The 18,994-nt window shown below is 33.1% G+C and carries 20 protein-coding genes; 10 read left to right on the forward strand and 10 right to left on the reverse strand.

Annotated elements, in window-relative coordinates:
- Positions 1-10: 10 nt before the first annotated feature.
- The 3 genes from BUC31_RS08775 to ppsA all read right to left on the reverse strand — a co-directional run bounded on the left by BUC31_RS08775 (position 11) and on the right by ppsA (position 4,552).
- Positions 11-679 (reverse strand): BON domain-containing protein, encoded by a 669-nt coding sequence (locus BUC31_RS08775; protein WP_073243132.1) that lies wholly within the window; start codon positions 677-679, stop codon positions 11-13.
- A 512-nt stretch (positions 680-1,191) separates the two neighbouring features.
- Positions 1,192-2,133, reverse strand: coding sequence for a 1-phosphofructokinase family hexose kinase (locus tag BUC31_RS08780; protein WP_084134974.1), 942 nt, complete (start codon positions 2,131-2,133; stop codon positions 1,192-1,194).
- A gap of 22 nt (positions 2,134-2,155) precedes the next feature.
- Entirely contained in the window at positions 2,156-4,552 is a 2,397-nt protein-coding gene (gene ppsA, locus BUC31_RS08785; protein ID WP_073243136.1) for a phosphoenolpyruvate synthase, read from the reverse strand.
- Between the two features lie 420 nt (positions 4,553-4,972).
- On the opposite strand from ppsA, the gene BUC31_RS08790 reads away from it, so the two are divergent.
- The 3 genes from BUC31_RS08790 (at position 4,973) to BUC31_RS08800 (ending at position 6,293) form a co-directional block, all read left to right on the forward strand.
- A complete protein-coding gene (locus BUC31_RS08790; protein ID WP_073243137.1) occupies positions 4,973-5,482 on the forward strand; it encodes a nicotinate-nucleotide adenylyltransferase in 510 nt (169 codons plus the stop codon).
- A 34-nt stretch (positions 5,483-5,516) separates the two neighbouring features.
- Positions 5,517-5,732 (forward strand): dodecin family protein, encoded by a 216-nt coding sequence (locus BUC31_RS08795; RefSeq protein ID WP_073243139.1) that lies wholly within the window; start codon positions 5,517-5,519, stop codon positions 5,730-5,732.
- A 93-nt stretch (positions 5,733-5,825) separates the two neighbouring features.
- A complete protein-coding gene (locus BUC31_RS08800; RefSeq protein WP_170861939.1) occupies positions 5,826-6,293 on the forward strand; it encodes an archease in 468 nt (155 codons plus the stop codon).
- 287 nt (positions 6,294-6,580) lie between these two features.
- Here the strand turns inward: BUC31_RS08800 and BUC31_RS08805 are convergent, their stop codons facing one another.
- From BUC31_RS08805 to BUC31_RS08820, 5 genes are all read right to left on the reverse strand, one after another.
- Positions 6,581-7,762, reverse strand: a complete 1,182-nt coding sequence (locus BUC31_RS08805; protein ID WP_073243143.1) for a polymer-forming cytoskeletal protein — start codon at positions 7,760-7,762, stop codon at positions 6,581-6,583.
- A gap of 150 nt (positions 7,763-7,912) precedes the next feature.
- On the reverse strand, positions 7,913-9,346 hold the full coding sequence (locus BUC31_RS20675; protein ID WP_396627741.1) for a nucleoside recognition domain-containing protein: 1,434 nt from the start codon (positions 9,344-9,346) through the stop codon (positions 7,913-7,915).
- An 18-nt stretch (positions 9,347-9,364) separates the two neighbouring features.
- Positions 9,365-10,150: a FeoB small GTPase domain-containing protein gene (locus tag BUC31_RS20680; RefSeq protein WP_396627742.1), complete on the reverse strand. Its 786-nt coding sequence runs from the start codon at positions 10,148-10,150 to the stop codon at positions 9,365-9,367.
- Positions 10,107-11,186, reverse strand: a complete 1,080-nt coding sequence (locus tag BUC31_RS08815) for a metal-dependent transcriptional regulator (protein WP_073243145.1) — start codon at positions 11,184-11,186, stop codon at positions 10,107-10,109. The genes BUC31_RS20680 and BUC31_RS08815 overlap by 44 nt, the downstream gene beginning before the upstream one ends.
- A 157-nt stretch (positions 11,187-11,343) precedes the next feature.
- Entirely contained in the window at positions 11,344-11,559 is a 216-nt protein-coding gene (locus tag BUC31_RS08820) for a hypothetical protein (protein WP_073243146.1), read from the reverse strand.
- 123 nt (positions 11,560-11,682) lie between these two features.
- Between BUC31_RS08820 and BUC31_RS08825 the strand changes: the two genes are divergently transcribed.
- From BUC31_RS08825 to BUC31_RS08835, 3 genes are all read left to right on the forward strand, one after another.
- Positions 11,683-12,546 carry a universal stress protein gene (locus BUC31_RS08825; RefSeq protein ID WP_170861940.1) on the forward strand — a complete coding sequence of 288 codons (864 nt, stop codon included), beginning with the start codon at positions 11,683-11,685 and terminating at the stop codon, positions 12,544-12,546.
- 23 nt (positions 12,547-12,569) lie between these two features.
- A complete protein-coding gene (locus BUC31_RS08830) occupies positions 12,570-12,863 on the forward strand; it encodes a hypothetical protein (protein ID WP_073243148.1) in 294 nt (97 codons plus the stop codon).
- Between the two features lie 89 nt (positions 12,864-12,952).
- Positions 12,953-13,708 (forward strand): BRO-N domain-containing protein, encoded by a 756-nt coding sequence (locus BUC31_RS08835; RefSeq protein ID WP_211573851.1) that lies wholly within the window; start codon positions 12,953-12,955, stop codon positions 13,706-13,708.
- A gap of 23 nt (positions 13,709-13,731) precedes the next feature.
- Here the strand turns inward: BUC31_RS08835 and BUC31_RS08840 are convergent, their stop codons facing one another.
- Positions 13,732-14,541, reverse strand: coding sequence for a GIN domain-containing protein (locus BUC31_RS08840; protein WP_139251914.1), 810 nt, complete (start codon positions 14,539-14,541; stop codon positions 13,732-13,734).
- Between the two features lie 118 nt (positions 14,542-14,659).
- Here BUC31_RS08840 and BUC31_RS08845 point away from each other — a divergent pair, with 118 nt between their 5' ends.
- Positions 14,660-15,679 carry a quinone oxidoreductase family protein gene (locus BUC31_RS08845; RefSeq protein WP_073243151.1) on the forward strand — a complete coding sequence of 340 codons (1,020 nt, stop codon included), beginning with the start codon at positions 14,660-14,662 and terminating at the stop codon, positions 15,677-15,679.
- 4 nt (positions 15,680-15,683) lie between these two features.
- On the forward strand, positions 15,684-16,622 hold the full coding sequence (locus BUC31_RS08850) for an SDR family NAD(P)-dependent oxidoreductase (protein ID WP_073243152.1): 939 nt from the start codon (positions 15,684-15,686) through the stop codon (positions 16,620-16,622).
- Here the strand turns inward: BUC31_RS08850 and BUC31_RS08855 are convergent.
- Positions 16,593-17,438: a universal stress protein gene (locus BUC31_RS08855; RefSeq protein ID WP_073243153.1), complete on the reverse strand. Its 846-nt coding sequence runs from the start codon at positions 17,436-17,438 to the stop codon at positions 16,593-16,595. The two genes, BUC31_RS08850 and BUC31_RS08855, sit on opposite strands and share 30 nt — an antisense overlap.
- Positions 17,439-17,594: 156 nt before the next feature.
- Here BUC31_RS08855 and BUC31_RS08860 point away from each other — a divergent pair, with 156 nt between their 5' ends.
- The gene (locus BUC31_RS08860) at positions 17,595-18,044 is read left to right on the forward strand and encodes a hypothetical protein (RefSeq protein ID WP_073243154.1); all 450 of its coding nucleotides are present in this window, start codon (positions 17,595-17,597) and stop codon (positions 18,042-18,044) included.
- A gap of 200 nt (positions 18,045-18,244) precedes the next feature.
- Positions 18,245-18,751: a hypothetical protein gene (locus BUC31_RS08865; protein ID WP_139251915.1), complete on the forward strand. Its 507-nt coding sequence runs from the start codon at positions 18,245-18,247 to the stop codon at positions 18,749-18,751.
- Positions 18,752-18,994: the final 243 nt, after the last annotated feature.

The following is an 18,994-nucleotide window of genomic DNA, read 5'->3' on the forward strand; positions in this document are numbered from 1 at the left end:
TTAATTATTATTATACATATGAAGGGTAATATTGTATTTTAAGTTTATTAACAACATCTAAAACCCCTGGAGCTCTATAAGCAGCTTTTTCAGCTTCTTCTTTCTCTTTTATAGAATGTACTTTTCCACTAAGGGTAACGGTGCTGCCATCTGCTGTTACCACAATGCTTTTGGCATCTATACGAGCAGACCTCTCAAAAGCTTCCTCAATAGTATCTTTTACTAAAACTGGTTTAACTGTTTGTTTTAATTTTATATTATTGGAAACACCTTTTACACCTACTAAATTTTTAATCGCATTTGAAGCAGAATATTTTTGGTAAGACCATTTTACTTCTCCCGTTAGGTATACCCAACCATTTTCAACTTTAACAATAACAGCATTGTCTGGTACTGATGAATGCCATTCTAAAGCTTCTACCGCTGCCTTAGCGATATCGGTATCTGATTTATCTATGCTTGATGGATATTTAACTATAATGTCTTCTGCTACCGCTTTTACGCCGCTAACACGTTTGGCCGCTTTTTCTGCTGCGAGTTTTTTAGAGAAGCTATCCACCTCACCGCTTAAGGTAACAATACCTTCGTCTACTGCAACACCAATTTTTGTTTCATCTATACTAGGTTCCCAAGATAATTCGTCTTGTACATCTAGTTTAATTTTTGCGTCTGTTTTCATCTTTATATAATTTATAAGTTACTATTCTTTCTTACTATTTATAGTTTAGGCTAATTGAAAATTTACTTGTTTTTATTCATTTTTATTAGATTTAGGTTATACTTATACAAGTAAATGTATATTGATAATGAACTGGTTAAAATGATGTTTATCAGTATCTTATATTTTAACAAATGGTTATGTTATCTTTAAGAAGAATGATTTAAATCATGTTCAAGATTATATTTTATTGCCTTTTCAATTTTTCTTAAAAGGCATTGGTCTAACATCTATTTTAAACTGATGCCTATGTTTTTTTATGGTCAATTTTGTGATTGTAGACGAGAATCAATACAAACTACCTCTCAGTTTTTAGTTGTAGATCGTTGAATACAAATAAAAATGTATGAGTTACCATATCATTTTTATATCTAAATATGGTTTATTACCGTAGAATGATGGTCGAGCCTTTATGAACTATTTTAAAGATCGTTACTTTCTATTTTAAGTACATTAATTATAAAATTCAAATTCTAAATTTTTACATTTCGTCGTAGCCATTTAAAAATGAGTTCTACATCTTTAAGTTGACAAAGTTTAGTTCCTCTTTTGAGTGTGGCTGCTGCGCCACATGCAATACCATATTCGGTCATAACTTTGGCATTTTTGCCTGCTTGTGCTTTTATGAGCATACCAGCTAACATGCTGTCGCCAGCACCGATAGTATTTTTTTCATCGACAATAGGTGCAGCTATGTATTGAAATAGATTTGATGTGACCAATAAGGCACCACGTTTTCCTAATGATATCACCATAATTTCGCAAGCATGAGTAGCCATAAATTTTTTTGTTGCTTCTTCTAAAGATTTTGTAGATAAAGTCTGTTCATTGTAGAGGCTCGCAAGTTCATTTAGGTTAGGTTTAAATAAATACATTTCAGATGTTATGGCAGGTGCTAAAGCTCTACCCTTTGTATCTACTACAAACTTTGCCTTTTTTCGCTTTACGATGTCACCAACTAGTTTATAATAATTATCGGGAATACCCGCTGTCAACTTTCCGCTAGCAACTAAAAAATCATTTTCATTTAATAAGCCTTGGATCTGTTCTAAACTATTTTGCCATTCATGTTTTTGTACAAAAGGACCAGGTAAGCCAAATCGATATTGTAAATCAGAATTTGTATCATATACAGAAAGATTTTCTCGGGTATTATCCTTCAAATTAATTATACATTGGTCAATAGAATCCTTTGATAATAATTCTTGAAGATGATTCCCCGTTCTACCTCCTGACAGGTATAGTGCAGTTGATTCGCCACCCAAATTTTTAATAGCACGAGAAACATTAATACCACCGCCTCCAGAATAAAATATAGGTTCGGTACAATTTAATTTTTGATTGGGAATTAAGCTAGGTATTGTGGTGCTTTTATCAACAACAGGGTTTACGGTAAGAGTTAGTATACGGCTCAAAAGAGTGATTTTAAATGAATATTTAGTCGCTAATCTCGGTTACCTTCTTAGTAGTATGTTTTTGTTCTGCCTTGTTAATGTTTTCAATACCTTGAAGTAAAGCATCTGGATTAAAGGAAATACTATCTATGCCTTCATCGACCAAGAATTGTGCAAATTCAGGAAAATCACTTGGCGCCTGTCCGCATAACCCAATTTTTGTATGGGTTGATTTTGCGCTTTGTATCGCCATTGAAATCATTTTTTTGGTAGCTACATCATTTTCATCAAATAGCTTTCCCATTATTTCAGAGTCTCTATCTATACCTAAGGTTAGTTGGGTAAGGTCATTAGAACCAATTGAAAATCCATCGAATATTTCAGCAAATTCTTTTGCGAGAATAACATTGCTCGGTATTTCTATCATGGTATAGATTTTTAAATTATTATCCTTTCTTTTCAGTCCATTTTCAGCCATTACAGTAACCACTTTTTTTCCTTCTTCTATAGTTCTGCAAAATGGTATCATAACCTTTAAATTGGTTAAGCCTATGTCTTCACGTACTTTTTTAATTGAGGCACATTCTAGTGCAAATCCTTCTTTATATAGCTCATTATAATATCTGGATGCCCCTCTAAAACCTAACATCGGATTTTCTTCGTGGGGTTCAAAATCGGCACCCCCTATTAGGTTTGCATATTCATTGGTCTTAAAATCGCTTAAACGTACAATGACCTCTTTTGGGTAAAAAGCTGCAGCAATGGTAGCAATACCTTGAGAGAGCTGGTCAATGAAATATGCAGGTTTGTCTGCATAGTTTTTAGTCAATTTTTCAATTTCTTTTCGAGTGCCCGCATTTTTGATCTGGTTGAATTTCACCAATGCCATTGGGTGTACTTTGACTTTATGAGTAATTATGAACTCCATTCTAAGTAGCCCCACACCGTCATTTGGATAGCGAGAAAGGTTGAAGGCATTTTCTGGGTCTGCAAGAATTAATTTAGCCTCGGTAAGTGGCATCTGTATTCCAGAAAAATCTATTTCTCTCTCTTTAAAAGATAAGTTTCCTTTATAAACATATCCTGTTCTTCCTTGTGCACAAGACAACGTTATTGTTTCGTTATTTTGAATTTGTTCTGTTGCATTGCCACACCCTACTATTGCCGGTACGCCCAATTCACGAGCTACTATGGCCGCATGGCTTGTTCTACCACCTTTATTGGTGATAATTCCGCCTACTTTTTTAAGCAATGGATCCCAATCTGGAGTAATAGTGTCGGTTATTATAATCGTATCCTTAGTTAAACTTGGCGCTTCGTTCGGGGATTTTAAAATAATAGCTTTGCCCACTTTAATTTTTGACCCAATAGCATTACCCTGGGTATAAATTTTGCCTTTTTCCAATAATTTATATTCAACATGAATTTGTTTGTCTTTGTTTTGATGAACGGTTTCTGGTCTTGCTTGGGTAATAAAAAGTTTATTTGAAATTCCGTCTTTTGCCCATTCAATGTCCATAGGTTTTTTGTAATGCTGTTCAATCAACAACGCCCAATTGCCCAAGGTGATAATCTCATCATCTGATAATACATAGGTTTCCTGTTTTTCTTTTTGTGTAGGTACATTTAGGGTGGTCGCCTTTTTGGCCTCGTCGGCATAAACCATGGTTAGTTTTTTATCCCCTAATTTTTTTTGTACGATCGGATACTTTTTTTTCGATAAACTTGGCTTGAATACATAAAACTCATCTGGGTTTATTGTTCCTTGAACAATGTTCTCGCCTAAGCCCCATACTCCAGAAAGTAATATAACATTCTCGAAACCAGATTCTGGCTCAATAGTGAACCCCACCCCAGAACAACCTTTATCTGAACGGACCATTAACTGTACCCCAACAGAAAGGGCTATGTCTTTGTGCAGAAAGCCTTTGTCTTCACGATATTTAATAGCTCTATCTGTATACAAAGAAGCAAAGCATTTTTTTACGGCTTGCAATAATGAGTCTCTCCCTTTTATATTCAAAAAAGTATCATGTTGGCCTGCAAAACTGGCATCTGGCAAGTCTTCTGCGGTAGCGCTACTTCTAACGGCTACGGGCATGTCAGTATCACCACATAAATCATTGTAGGCATTTATGATAGATTCTGTTAATGCTTTTGATAATTCACTTTTAAGAATTAGATTTCTTGCTCGGTCCCCTATCAGTGCTAAATTGGAATATTCTAATCGATCTAAACCGGATATGACATTTTCTAAAGCCTCTTGAATATTATTTTCTTTTAAAAATTTCCAATAAGCATAAGATGTGGTTGCAAAACCATTGGGTATACCAACACCTTTAGAAGTTAATTGATTGTACATCTCTCCAAGCGAAGCATTTTTTCCCCCTACTAAAGAAATATCGGTGATACCAATATGTGAAAATTTTTTAATAAGCATATGGCAATGGTTTTAATGTGAAACCAAAATTATCTTAAGGAGGTTTAATTTGGTATGATGTAGGTCATTACCATATGTTTGATTTACTTTTTTCAGAAAATTGTATTGAGAAATTTCAGTAATGATACAGTTATACTCTACATGTATAATGTACTTGAGAATAAGTAGGTAGATTATCTTTTATTTAACTTTCTTTCAAAGCCAAAATTCAATTGCTAGTCTTAAATCTATTTTTTGTGTGGCTTTCATTTCATGGTTTTCATGATAGCTCTACCATTGTCTGCAAGTTTGTTTATTTCAATATTCTTAACTGACCCACGTCATTGTAATCATTGGCATACCTAAATAAATTAGCCAATAATACCAAGAGAAATATTAAGTAAACACAAACTTTTAAGTATTAACTAAAAATTAAAAATCATGAAAAAAGTATTATTAGGATTATTAGCAATTGGGTTCACCGGTCAGGTTTTTTCCCAAATTATTAAAACAGAACAGCTTTCTGAAGTTACTGTTTTTGCCACAAATTATAAGTATTTAAGCGATATGAATACCAAAGAAGAGGTATCTATACCTGTTGAGTTATTACAACGTAAGGTAGCGGCATTCGATGTAAAAGAGTCAGAGTTTTACCAAGATGATTATGATACATACCAAATCAATTTTTTTATACCCGAAGGAACTATTTTGGCTGCATATGACGCGGATGGAAAACTAGTACGAACTGCAGAAAGATTTAAAAATGTCAATTTGCCAAAAGCGGTAAGAGAATCTGTATATAAGCGTTTTCCGGGGTGGACAATTACAAAAGATATTTATTTGGTTAATTATCAAGAAGCCAAAGGAGCAAATAAGAAGTATAAATTAAAATTAGAAAACGGTGAAAAAGTTGTAAGGGTAAAGGTAGACGAAATGGGAAATTTCCTTTAAAAGATATAGAGTATTAATTTAAAAAATAGAAATTATGTCAGTATTAAAGGTCATTGAACTTATGGGAAACTCTACCGAAAGCTTTGAGAAAGCAGTTGAAAATGTTATCTCGCAAGCGTCAAAAACGGTTAATAATATTAAATCTGTCTACATTCAAGATATGCAGGTAACGGTAGAAGACAATCTAATTGTTCAATATAGAGTAACTACAAAAGTTACCTTCGAAATTTCAATGCAAGAAGCATTTTAATTATTAATTGAGAGCGTTGTTATGAACTATAGGTTTATATCAACCTCTCATTTATTTATCAATAAGAAAAATAGAGCACAAAAAAAATATGTTATGGAACCTCAAGTTGTATCAAAGACGCCCCGTCGTCATTTTAGAAAGAATATGAGTAGTTTGGAACTCGTGAAACCCAAAATAGGGATTACGGTAGAAGCTAGTAGTTTACAGGAACTATTTAAAAAAAGTTTAAAAAATATGGCAAACACCTTAAAAAGCAAAATTTACGATCCTACCAGACATACAGATTGTATAATGAAAATTGAGGTTGAAGCATTAAACAGTAAAAACTTACTTAAGAAATTTTTAAATCAAGTTTTAGAATTGACCCATGAGCATCATACTATTTTTTGTACAATGTATATAGAAGAGCTTACAGAGAATAAAATCAATGCACAATTGTTTGGTAATTGGTTTGATGTATTTGATAATAAATTAAAATCTATTCCAGAAAATGGCATTATTTTGATAATTGATAAAGAATCATTACGCCCTTTTAATAGCTCAATCATTTTTAACTATTAGAATGAACTATAGCCTTTTTAATAAGTGAGTTCGTGGTAGGTTTATTGTTACAATAATTAAACCAATGTAATGTCATTATTTGTTGCAATACAAATTGATCACCATATTATTGCAGCCTTATAATTTTCTCAATTTTTTTCTTACCTAAAATACATGTATAAGTTAGTTGCTTTTTTTATATATAGTTAATGTAGCTTGACTTTCAATAATTATTATATTTAGTATTATAAATTAATGCTACTTAGCACAAATATTATTGAAACAAAAAAATGGAATTAGTTCAATTTTTAGTTTTCAAAATTTAGAGTTTTCTCTCTATGAAATAGGGTATATACAATCAGTCCATATCCAATTGCTATGACGATGAATGCCAACAAGGACCCTAAGAAAGGTATGAAGGTTATTAAACGTATTGCTGCAGCTATACCTAAGGTTATAAATGCCCTGGTCCACATACCCCAATTTTTATTTTCTTTAGTTTCTAAGAAGTAGGTGAATAACAATGCAGTTACCAAATGGCCAAATAATAAACTAAACAAATAAAAGCCACCCAAGAATATACCAATAGGAATACCGATAATTATTATGAATGAAACTAAAATAAGAAGAGGTATGCCAAATATGTAGATGGAGCCGTACCCTAAATTTCGTAAGAAATTAGTATCTAAATTGGCAGAGATAGTACGGAGAAAATTACCGAATGCCCAATTTAAAATAAGAATAAACAAAAATGCAGATAAGAGATAGAATATCCAAAATCCAATGGCGGCAATGCCAAAACTTTTCATGGTAAAATCTTTTTGGTCACCTTTAAGCGATTCATCAAAACTGGCGTTTACACCAACCAGTGAATTTTTAAAATCTAAACTACCTTCTTCAGACCAATAATTAAGATTGTTGTTGAAGATGGCATTTTTACCAATGGTTATTGACTCTGCTGCAAGTTTAGAAGTTCCATTTATTATTCCGTCTATATAAATTTTTTCAGCATTTATCTCGGCTTCTTTTTCAACAGTTCCGTTTATTTTTATTTCTCCGGAGTACGATTTTATATTTCCTAAAATTTGGCCGTTCATTTCAATATCACCCGAAAAATTAATCAGATTACCATGAATGATTGCGTTTTCGGTAATTAGAACTTCACCACCAGCTATTATAATGTCATCGCCTACCTCAGTATCAATGGTCAATTTTCCACCCGCAGCTCTAATATCGTCTTTAATAAAACCCTTAACTATGATTTCCCCTCCGGCTACGATAAGATCTTGGTGAACGGTATCTTTTACGGTAATATTACTGCCGGCCAATACCAGGTCTCCATCTATAATTGCATTGATTTCTATATTTTCACCGGCCAAGTAGAAGTCGTCCGTTTGATGTTCGGTTATATTTATGTCCTTATCTTTTTCTTTCTGGCCAATTGCCGTAATTGAAATGAGGAGCGTAAAAAAAAGTAGTAATGTTTTCATAATGATTGCTTTAAACTGTTTGTGCGAGCTTAAAGGACATAAATTCTAACTTAGCATGAAATGATCTGTATCAGCCATCTTTATTTCAAATGGTAGATTTTTCTACTTTTTGACCTCTTTTAAAAAAAAGTTAGAGTTGAATGTATTGATCTAACTGCTAAAAAGTAACCAAAGTTGAGTTACAAAAAAGCAAACTATAAAACCTAGGGTCAGCGGTAATAATGCCGAAATAATGGTCCATTTTATACTTTTGGTTTCTTTGTAAATTGTGTAGAGTGTAGTTGAACAGGGGTTGTGAAGAAGGCTGAACAGCATTAAATTAACGGCTGTTAAAAGTGTCCAGCCGCCAGCGGTTAATATTCTTTTGGTATCTGCAACAGAATCAAGTTCAAACATAACACCGGCACCTTCGCCAATATCAATTAAACCTGAATTTACTACGGTGAGCATAAGTATGGTAGGAATTACAATTTCATTTGCAGGTATGGCAATTATGTAAGCAAGTAATATTACCCCGTTAAGACCAAAGTAAAAAGCAAAGGGATTTGCCCAATCAATAAAATATTCAGCTAAGCTTAATTCACCGGTATATATGTTAGCTACCAGCCAAATAATAATGCCTGCCGGAATGGTAAAAGCAATAGCACGCCAAAGAACAAGAATTGTTCTATCTATTAATGACGTATATAATGTTTGTAAAATTCGAGGAGGTCTATATGGTGGTAATTCTAAGCTGAAAGTGGATGCCTGGCCCCTTAAAATAGATTTGCTTAAACCCCATGATACTAAAAGACTGAAAACAATACCTAATACAGCAATACTAACTACTGCTCCTGCAGATACCAATCCTGCCCAATGAGATGGAACCAAACCACCGATAAATATAGTTGCTATTAATATTTGCGTTGGCCACCTACCATTACATAGCGAAAAGTTATTGGTAATAATGGCTATTAATCTTTCTCTAGGACTATCAATAACCCTAGTTGCGACCACACCGGCAGCATTACAGCCAAATCCCATGCTCATTGTCAAGGCTTGTTTGCCATGTGCGCCAGCTTTTCTAAAAAGGCTATCCATGTTAAAGGCTACTCTGGGCAGGTATCCTAGATCTTCCAATAATGTGAATAAAGGAAAAAAGATAGCCATTGGTGGTAGCATTACCGAAACAACCCAGGCAAATGCCATATAAGCCCCGTCGATTAAAACACCATCTAACCACCAAGGCATTCCTATTTGCGATGCAATATTCTTTAAAAACGGATGAATAGTATCCAATAATATGGCAGCTAACCATGAAGATGGAATATTTGCGCCAGCTACAGTTATCCAAAAAACGATTGCCAATAGCAAAAACATTATAGGAAAACCAAACCATTTGCTGGTTATTATGTTATCTATTTTTTGATCTAAAATTGTACTGTTCTTAGCATCTTCTATTTGTATACTTTGCTTGGCAATTTTAGAGGCATCTGCGTAAATTGACTCTATAATTTTATCATGAAAATCTATTCCCAACTCCCAACGTAACGTGTTGGTCAATGAGATAATATCATCGCTTTTTATTTCTTGATTATTGAACATTATTTAAAACAAAAGTTATTATACTGATTTTAGATTTTCACTTAATTGTCCTAATTCTTCTGTCCTTACTGCTTCAATAATGCGTTGATCTCCTTCTAAAAGCCTTAATGCGACCCAATTTAAGTTGGGTATGTTTTTAAACTTTCTTGAAAGTTTTTCTACTAAAAGAGCAACTGCATGATCTAGTTTGGGAGAAAAGCTCTTAATACGATGTGGCTTGCAAACATATTTTCCTGTAGCTACGTTCTCAATAGTATTTATGAGTACATCCATCCCTTTTTTTTGACGGGCCACCGCTGTAACAACAGGTATACCCAATGCTTTTGATAATGCCCTGTCGTTTATTTTAATATGGTTGCGTTCGGCCTCGTCCATTAAATTAAGACATAGTACTGCTTTATCTGTAATCTCAAGTATTTGAAGTACTAAGTTAAGGTTGCGTTCTAAACGGGTTGCATCGGCTACTATTACAGTGACATCAGGTTGGCCAAATAAAATAAAATCACGTGCAACTTCTTCCTCTTTACTTGTTGAGAGTAAGGAATATGTGCCAGGTAGATCTACCAGTTTATACTGCTTGCCTGCATATGAATATCCACCTTCAGCTCTGGTAACGGTTTTTCCCGGCCAATTGCCGGTATGTTGGCGTAGCCCTGTTAGATTATTGAATACCGTACTCTTACCGGTATTTGGATTACCCGCAAGGGCAATGACATAGTCGTATTGATCTATTCCAATGCCAAGTCTAATTAATTGTTCTTTACGATACGCTTGACAATTCTCGCAACCTCGCTGTTTGCTCATTTTTATTTTGCCTTGATTTTATATAAATGTTATCTGCTTGCTTTTTTCTGATAGCAATGGTAGCACCCATTATTTTGTATGCCGTAGGATCGCCAAAAGCGCTCTTTAATACTGCAGAAATTTCTGTGCCTGGTACAATGCCAAGATCCATTAAACGTATACGCTCTTGACCACGACATTTAGGTGAAATTCCAATAACCTGGGCTTTGTCTCCCACATTTAAAGAAGAAAGTGTTTGATATTTTTTTTGTGTAGGCTCAATTTTAGATAGCTTTTCTACGGTAATGTTTGACGCAAAAAGAACATTGAGAATACACTCTTTTCCGTTTGCCGCAAATTGAATCTTTTCATCTGTAACATCCATAATATAAACTTCCATGCCCGGGTAAAGGTCTAAAGCGACTAGTTGGGCATATATGATAGACGGTTCGTCTTCTATATGGGTAATTCTGGCTATATCTCCCTCTTTCAATGAACTTAAAGAAGATTGCACTTGGTATGTAGGTAATTCTCCTTTATTTGTAGGTATTGGGTCGCCATGTGGATCAAAAACGGGGTTACCCATATTTGCGGCTAAAATATCAACTTCTTTTAATGACATAAGGTGTTCTTTTGAATCTGCCCCATGATGCCATTCTACATTACCAATTGCAGTTTCATCAGCCAGGTACTTTTCCCATAAACGGTGTATTCTTATTATTTTAAGCGCATCTGATCTACCAGCGTCAGTTAGCCTAATTTGGTCTTCTTTCATTACAATTAGACCTATAGATTGTAACTGTGTTATAATCTTGGCAGCTTTATTTGTAGATAGGTTCATATTGCCCGAAATTGAATGTAAACCACAACTTTTATGTTTGTACTCACAATCAAAAATAAATTTTAGTGCATCTTCTTGTAGCTTCCGTTTCATGTTCTGTGATCTTTTTGACCATAATGAAATAAGCCCTTTTCTAGGCCAAAGTAGCCATGCCAATAGCATCAGAAATATAGTTCCAATTAATAGTGCAGTAATAGGCTTTAACAAAAGTACCATGAGTTTCATTTTGGTTTTGATCGCTATAATTCAGGCTTATTGACGACAGGGCATAAAAACCGTTTATTAAATCTAGAAAGAACTAGAAAAGAAAGAAATGATTAAAATCAGTGCAATTAAAGATTTGGTAACTAGAAAATGTTATTCAATTAAAAGTTTAAATGTAATTTTTATGGGTTTCTAAATGATGTTTCAATAATTGCTTTAAACTCTCTAAATAATCTTGCATGGTCACTTGATCAATATGTGGATGGTCATTTGTAGGTATCGTAAGAGGGTTTTCATCTAGAAACCGATAAACCTCGGGGTAATTGGTTTCTATAGTGTTGGTAAGCTGAGTGATTTCTACGAGTACATTGCTTAAGTCGTTCATTTTTAGAATTGTTGAGTTTTAGACATAAATATATTCCGTGATTTAATTTAAGCACATGACAGGGGTCATTTGAAAGCATATTGAATACTGATATTTTTGTTTTTGACCTTAAAGACACGCAAATTGAAAACAATAGTATACGCTACAGATTATTCAAAGAATTCTGTTGAAGCATTGAAATATGCCTACTACTTAAATACCAAATTAGGTACTCGCTTAATCATAATGCATGTATTCGATTATCCTACAGTCTTAGGCACCAAAGCACTTTCAGAACCTTTTCCCAATTTAGAAAAGGACAATTTTAAAATGCATCGTGGCAAATTAGAGGAATTTTGTACCGAACACTTGGGCAATGATTGGAACGAGTCTAATATTCATTTAGAGATAAAAGAAAATAAATCTGTAATAAAAGGTATTTTTTCAAGTGCAGCTGAATGGCATGCAGATTTAATTTTAATTGGTATGAAAGGTGGTAGTGGTATTCGTGAAATAATAGTAGGAAGCACTACCAAACAACTTATTGAAAAAGCACCTTGTCCAGTATTGGCAATACCTACTAAGGTTGGTTATAGACAGATTAAAACAATTGTTTATGCTACAGATTTTGAAGAAGAAGATATTCGTACCATAAAGCAACTTGTTGAAATAGCAGAGCCGTTGCAAGCAAAAATTCACATTACACATATTTCTACTCAAGATGAATACAAAGGTGATATGCAGATGGAGTGGTTCAAAGATGCACTTAAAGAAAAAGTCAGCTACAAGAATATGATTTTTAAACTGGTACTATCAGATGATATCTTTAATGCACTTCGCATTTATTTAGGTGATGTTGGTGCAGATATGGTAGTCATGCTTGAAAGGGAAAAGAAAGGTTTTACAAAAAAATGGTTTCATAAAGACATTGTTAAAAAGATGGAATCATATGGTAAAATTCCCTTATTAAGTTTTAATGAATTTAATCATCAAACTCTCTATTATTAATAGAACCGTTTAAATAATTACTTATGTCTAGACGAATATTTAGATTAATTATAGTATTTGCCATACTGTTGGCAATTTATTTGGTTGCTTTGAAAGACGACCACTCTAAAGTATTTTTAATTGTTGCTTCTAGTATCACTTTTTTGATATTCAGTTTAGGAATTCACGGACTTATAGCACATTCTATTAGACCAGATACAAAAGGGAATATTATTGTATACCCTCTATTAATGTGGATTCTTTGGGCTATTCTTTTCTTACTTTTTGTATTTTTTATAATACCTGTTTATTGTCCAGATTTTTTAATGGAATTATAGATTTTAAACTTCTTGGCTTCTACTGATTTGCATCATGGTAATGATGTAATGTTGAACGTAATTTTAAGGTTATATATAAAAAGTATATGATGTTAGAAACTATATTACCGCAAGATGGGCTAAATTACTTTCAACAACTGGCTTCTGTAGAGATTGATAATCAAATTTGGTTTGTAGCCGATGATGTCACTAAAATGTTGGCATTGAACGACCCAGTAAAAGTGTTGGAAATTTTAGATGAAGATGAACGAAATTTAGCTGAAATTTATAGGGATGGTAAGTTGAAATCAATGAACTTAATTTCTGAAAGTGGATTATATGCATTGATTTTACGAAGCGATACCGACAATGCCCATAAATTTCGAAAATGGATAACCAACCATATATTACCATTACTTAGAGTTCAGGGATATTATACCACAAAACGTCTAGAAATACCAAACTTTGTTATTCGTTTTAATGATAATTGGAATAGGGTAGATAAGGGATATTTTTCTGTGTTGAGCGAATTGTTTATTCGTCTATATGGTCGATTTGAACACGAAGGTTATACCTTGCCAAGTAGGGCATTGAACGGTAAAGAAATGCGTCCAGATATTAGTGTAGCCAATTATTTTGACGAATATTTAAAAGAAAAGCATCCCGAAAAAAGAGCCAATTATAAAATTTATAAACATCGACTGCCCAATGGTAGGGAAATAGAAGCGAGACAATATCCAAATTACTTGCTTCCTGTTTTTATTGAATTTATTGATGCTGTATGGCTTCCTAATTATGCCTACAACTATTTTAAGAGTAGAGATATTAAGGCTTTGGCATATTTGCCTAAATTAATATTGAAATAGCTTTTTGTTTTCTTTAAAATATATCATTTCGAACTATAGAAAATCTTGGTTTTTTTGTTCAGATGTATAGTATCAATTTTTTTTGGGTTACCTGTAACGTATATTTTACCACTGCCTTGACCATTTATTTTAAAACGATCAGCTGCAAATACCTCGGTATCTTCAGAATTTAATGTGTGTAGGTACACGTCTTTAGCCAATAGTGCCCATGCAGATAATTTTGCTTTATTCTCAATGGTAGCACTTAATGATTTAGCTTTTCCTTTTATGCTAACCATACTTTTGTCTGCTTGGTTAACAATCACTTTATCTGCAATAATTTTCATTGAAGCTGCAGAAGTACCTTTTGCATCAATTTTTACATTTTGGGCATTTATAGATAAATTGCCCGTACCGGCTATGTCTGATATTAATTGAAAATCTGAACAATCTACAATAAGGTTATAGGTTGAATCGCCCAAAGAATATATCGTTAAATTATTTGAAATTACTTTGTTATTAGCTTCTATAGAAGCCTTTTCTGATAGTATTATATTTTTAGGTTCACTAACGTATAATATAATTTCTATAGAGCTGGCAAACATATTTTCTTGTACGGTAAATACTTTTAGAGTGCTATTTTGGTAATTCCATTTAATAATGTGCTTCAAACTTCGGTTTCCCTTCATCTGTAAACCATTGAAGTAAGTAGGGTATAGTGTTACACAAAGATTATCATGTATCTCTATTGTTTTTAAGTCATCTAAGGTCATATAGGTGCTAAAAGTTTTATTGTCTTGAGCTACTACGCAAAAGAAACATAACAACGTTATAAAACATACTGTTCTCTTCATAATTATAAGATTATATGAATCTGTAATCTATGTAGGATTACAAAATTTAAAAATGACCTCAGTCATTACATATGATTTTAAAAGGCTATAGATTAACATATTGAAAATTACAATATGTATGAAGGCAGCGTATCTTGTTAAATATGGAAATGCCGAAAAGGCGTTTCAAATAGGGGAAGCCAATAAACCTCACCCTAAACCAAATCAAGTATTAATAAAAGTTGAGGCCTTCGGTTTAAATTTTGCAGATGTTATGGCGCGTTTGGGACTCTATAAAGCTGCGCCTAGATTACCTGCTATTTTAGGATATGATGTGGTAGGTAAAATAGAAGAAATTGGTGCAATGGTAGACCATGTAAAGCTAGGCGACAGGGTTGTTGCATTGACCAAGTTTGGCGGATACGCAGAATTTGCATTGGCAGACATAGATGTTGTACATAAAATACCTGATTCTTTCTCTGCAGGTGTTGCTGTTGCTCTGGCTACCCAGTATAGTACAGCATATTTTTTAAGTCATAATATGGCCAATTTACAAGAACAAGACAGTGTACTTATACATGCCGCAGCCGGTGGGGTAGGAACGGCACTTGTACAAATGGCATTGCTTAAAAAGTGTGTCGTTTTTGGTACATGTGGTTCTCAAGAAAAAGTAGCTTATCTAAAGAGTAACGGTGTGCAATACCCAATAAATTACCGAATAAATGATTTTGAAAAAGTGGTTGGTAATGTAATGGAGAATAATGGGTTAGATGCAGTTTTTGATCCAGTTGGCGGGTTGTCGGTTAAAAAAGATTATCGGTTGCTTGGGGCTGGTGGCAGGGTATTTTCTTTTGGTGTTTCTAGTATGAATAAGACTAAAACCATATTTGGAAAATTACGTGTGTTTTGGCAATTTGGGTTATATCATCCAATTCAATTTTTGAGTGGTTCTAAGGGAATGATAGGAATTAATATGTTGAAAGTTGCAGAAGAAAACCCAAATAAAATTGCAAAGGTTATGCAAGAGGTCATTCGCTTGACAGAAACAAATATTCTTAAGCCACATATTGGTGGAGAATATCAAGTTGAACAACTTGCAGAGGCTCACGCATTTTTAGAATCTCGAAAATCAATGGGTAAAATTGTTATAAAATGGTAATGCTATGAAGAACAATTACTTAAAAAATAAAGTGGCTTTGGTAAGCGGCTCAAGTATGGGTATAGGTAAGGCAATTGCTTGGGAGTTGTTGCAGCAAGGGGCAAAAGTAATTTTAAATGGGCGTGATTATGAAAAGTTAATACGTACAAAAAATGACTTTTCTACTAACGGTTTTAAGGTGAAGTCAGTAATTGCAGACATTCGGGATCAAGATAAATGCAAGTTTTTGATTGAGCAAACCATAAGTATTTATGGTCAACTAGATATTTTGGTGAATAACGCCGGCATGAGTAGTAGAGGGTCTATTGAACATTCTTCAGATAAAAATTTTACTATTCTTTCTGAAACTAATTTTACCGGTGCCGCCCACTTAAGTAAATATGCAATTCCCTTTCTAAAAGAAACAAAAGGTCATGTTATTTTTATAAATAGCGTTGCTGGTTTTAGAGGAATGCCTTTCAATTCTGCTTACAGTGCTTCTAAAATGGCTCAAGCAGCCCTGTCAGAAGCATTAAGAATAGAGTTATATGATTTTGGTATTCATGTTGGAATTGCCTTTGTGGGATTTACTCAAAACGATCCGGATAAAAAAATTTTGGACGTAGATGGTTCACTTGTGTATTTACCCAAACGTAACAATTTGCGATTGGCCACTGCAGAATCTGTGGCAAAGAGTATTCGTATAATGATTGAAAAAAGGAAAAAAAGAATAACCTTAACAGGATTGGGAAATTTAGCCAATTTTATATTTCGTTATTTTCCTATATTCAGTAATTGGTTAATCTGGCTTAATCGTGAAAAAATAAAAAGCCAGTATACAATGATCGGTGGTAAAAAAGTAAATGAAAATGCTCAGGTAAATAACCAATATAAAGAAATAATTACTGGGGTAGAAGGTAAGGTAAAGACGGTTTTAAAGTCCCCCAACATTAAAACTTATTAAAGGAACTGTACTTTTTTTTACCATTGTTTTTACCAGGTCTGAATGAAAATATTTATTGTAAAAAGTATTTTCTTTTCGTTCTAACATGGCCAATACATCAGCTTTGGTATGTTCAAGGTACCATAGCAGGTCTTCTATAAATTTTTCTGAAAAGACTAAATCAAATTCTATTTTGGCATAGTCTACTTTTGCTCTTACGTCTTCTTTGAACCATTCCATTTGAGCCTCTACTTCGTTTTCCTTTCCTGTAGTTATATGTACAACTCTAATTTGTGCATTGAATTTATTAGCAATATTTGCCAGTTTATTGATAGCGAAAATATCTGCTGTCTCAAAATCTGTAGCGTAAATTATTTTATTGAAATGTATTTTTTCACATCCTTTAGGTACCACTATTAATGTACAAGGAGATTTTCTTAGAAGCGAAATTGCCGTATTTCCCAATAGAAACTCTTTAACCGTGTTTGTTCCCTTAGCTCCAACACATATAAGGTCTACACTAAATTTAACGGCTTTTTCTAAAAGACTGTTCGTAACCGAATTTTCTTCATCAACGACAAAACTTATATTTAGATCATTTACCGGTTCGTCTATATGTTTTGCAAAAAAGTTTTTCAACATCTTGCGATTTTTAACATAATGTTTTTTTTCTTTTTTCAAGTAGGTTAGCGTTACCGTGCTAGCAAGTGTTATAGGTATATCAAAAACATGTATGATAATCAATTTAGCATTGAATTTTTTAGCTAAAATATATGCAACCCGTAACGCCGAAACGGAATTTTCTGAATAATCGGTAGCATATAGAATAGTCTTCATGACAGTAGTTTTTTGTTTGTAGATATAAATCTAAGGTTGCCACTTATCAAAAGAAATGATGAAGGTCATAATTGGTTTTTCATGCTAATGATTTAGATCATTTCTTGCAGGGTATTTCTCTTATAGATTTACAGGATAGCGATTAAATTGTAGATGATGAGTGATTTAGACTATAAAAACGATTTGAAATTATTAGAAAATGGCCCTTGGGACGAGCTTTATGTATTGACCAATCACTGGGTTTCAGATCTTCAATTTTATAGGGATGATCTTAAGTTTTTAAATCATCTAATAGAAAAATATTTCATTTGGCTTTCAAAAGAAGAAAATCTGCAAATGATTAAAGAGCTAAAATTAGGTTTACAGGAAACTAATAAAATGGTTAATGATTTACTTGAAAAAGTAAGTAAGCATAGAAATAGATTAGGTCTTTTAGTGGAAGATGCCAATAGAAAAGATGCAAGTGTAATAATCATGGAGCATGAACATTTAGAAGAGGAAATAATCCGCTTTGTTTCATTTTTTAGATTAAACAGAAAAGAGACTTTTAAATTAACCGAATATATAATGGAAAGCGAAGAACTTTCAACTATTATTAGAGGATAGATATTTTTCTTATAAACCAGGAGTTATGAGCTCTTTTCTTAAACTAGCGATTTACCATTAACAGACGGTAAAATTTTATTTGTGCTTAAAGTGTTGAGATCTTAATTGAACTTTCCATTTTTATTCAGCAAATTAAAATTGCAAAGACCTAAAGGTGCAGAAGACCTCATTAAAATAAACATTAATCTAAAAACTAAAATATGAAACGTCTTAAAAAAATTCTATTTCGAATTTTAGCTGTAATGGTCGCCTTCTTTTTATTTCTTGTTTGGTACCAATATAAATATTCTATGGATGATGTGAACCCTTATACAGTTAATGCACCAACCTTGGATAAGAAATTGTTGATAGCTACCCAAGGAAGTGATTTTAAGGATAAAGTGACTAGTGGTATTGTTAATCATTTTAAATCTGACTCGGTCTATATTGAGGTAGTCGATATTGAGTCTTTGAATGTTATAAACCCAAATGATTTTAATGCGCTGGTTATAATACATACCTGGGAGAATTGGAAACCACCATTAAGTGTGCAATCTTTCATTGAAAAGTATGGCAATGAAAGTAATAAAATTATTGTCTTGACCACATCTGGAGATGGTGATTATACTATGGAAGGAGTAGATGCTATTGCTGGCGAATCTAATTTAAGTGAGGCACCTCTATTTATAAATAAAATTATTGACCGTTTGAACAAACTGCTAATGTGAATTTGTAAGAAAGAACCGTGAAAATTATGAGATGATGAAACCTAAAAGAATTGGAACAGATAACATCACATTTGAAAAGTTATTGTTGGTTATTCTAATAGTTTTATTAGTCATAGATTTTATCATTGGAGTATTTGTCATGTTTGGTTTTATTTTCTAATACTCGTAGGGTTTTGTATAAGTAAAAGTCTGATTTACTTTTTTTAAAATTATGATGACCCTTAGTTTTTAATTATATGTATC

It is taken from the genome of Maribacter aquivivus (assembly GCF_900142175.1).
Lineage (GTDB): Bacteria > Bacteroidota > Bacteroidia > Flavobacteriales > Flavobacteriaceae > Maribacter > Maribacter aquivivus.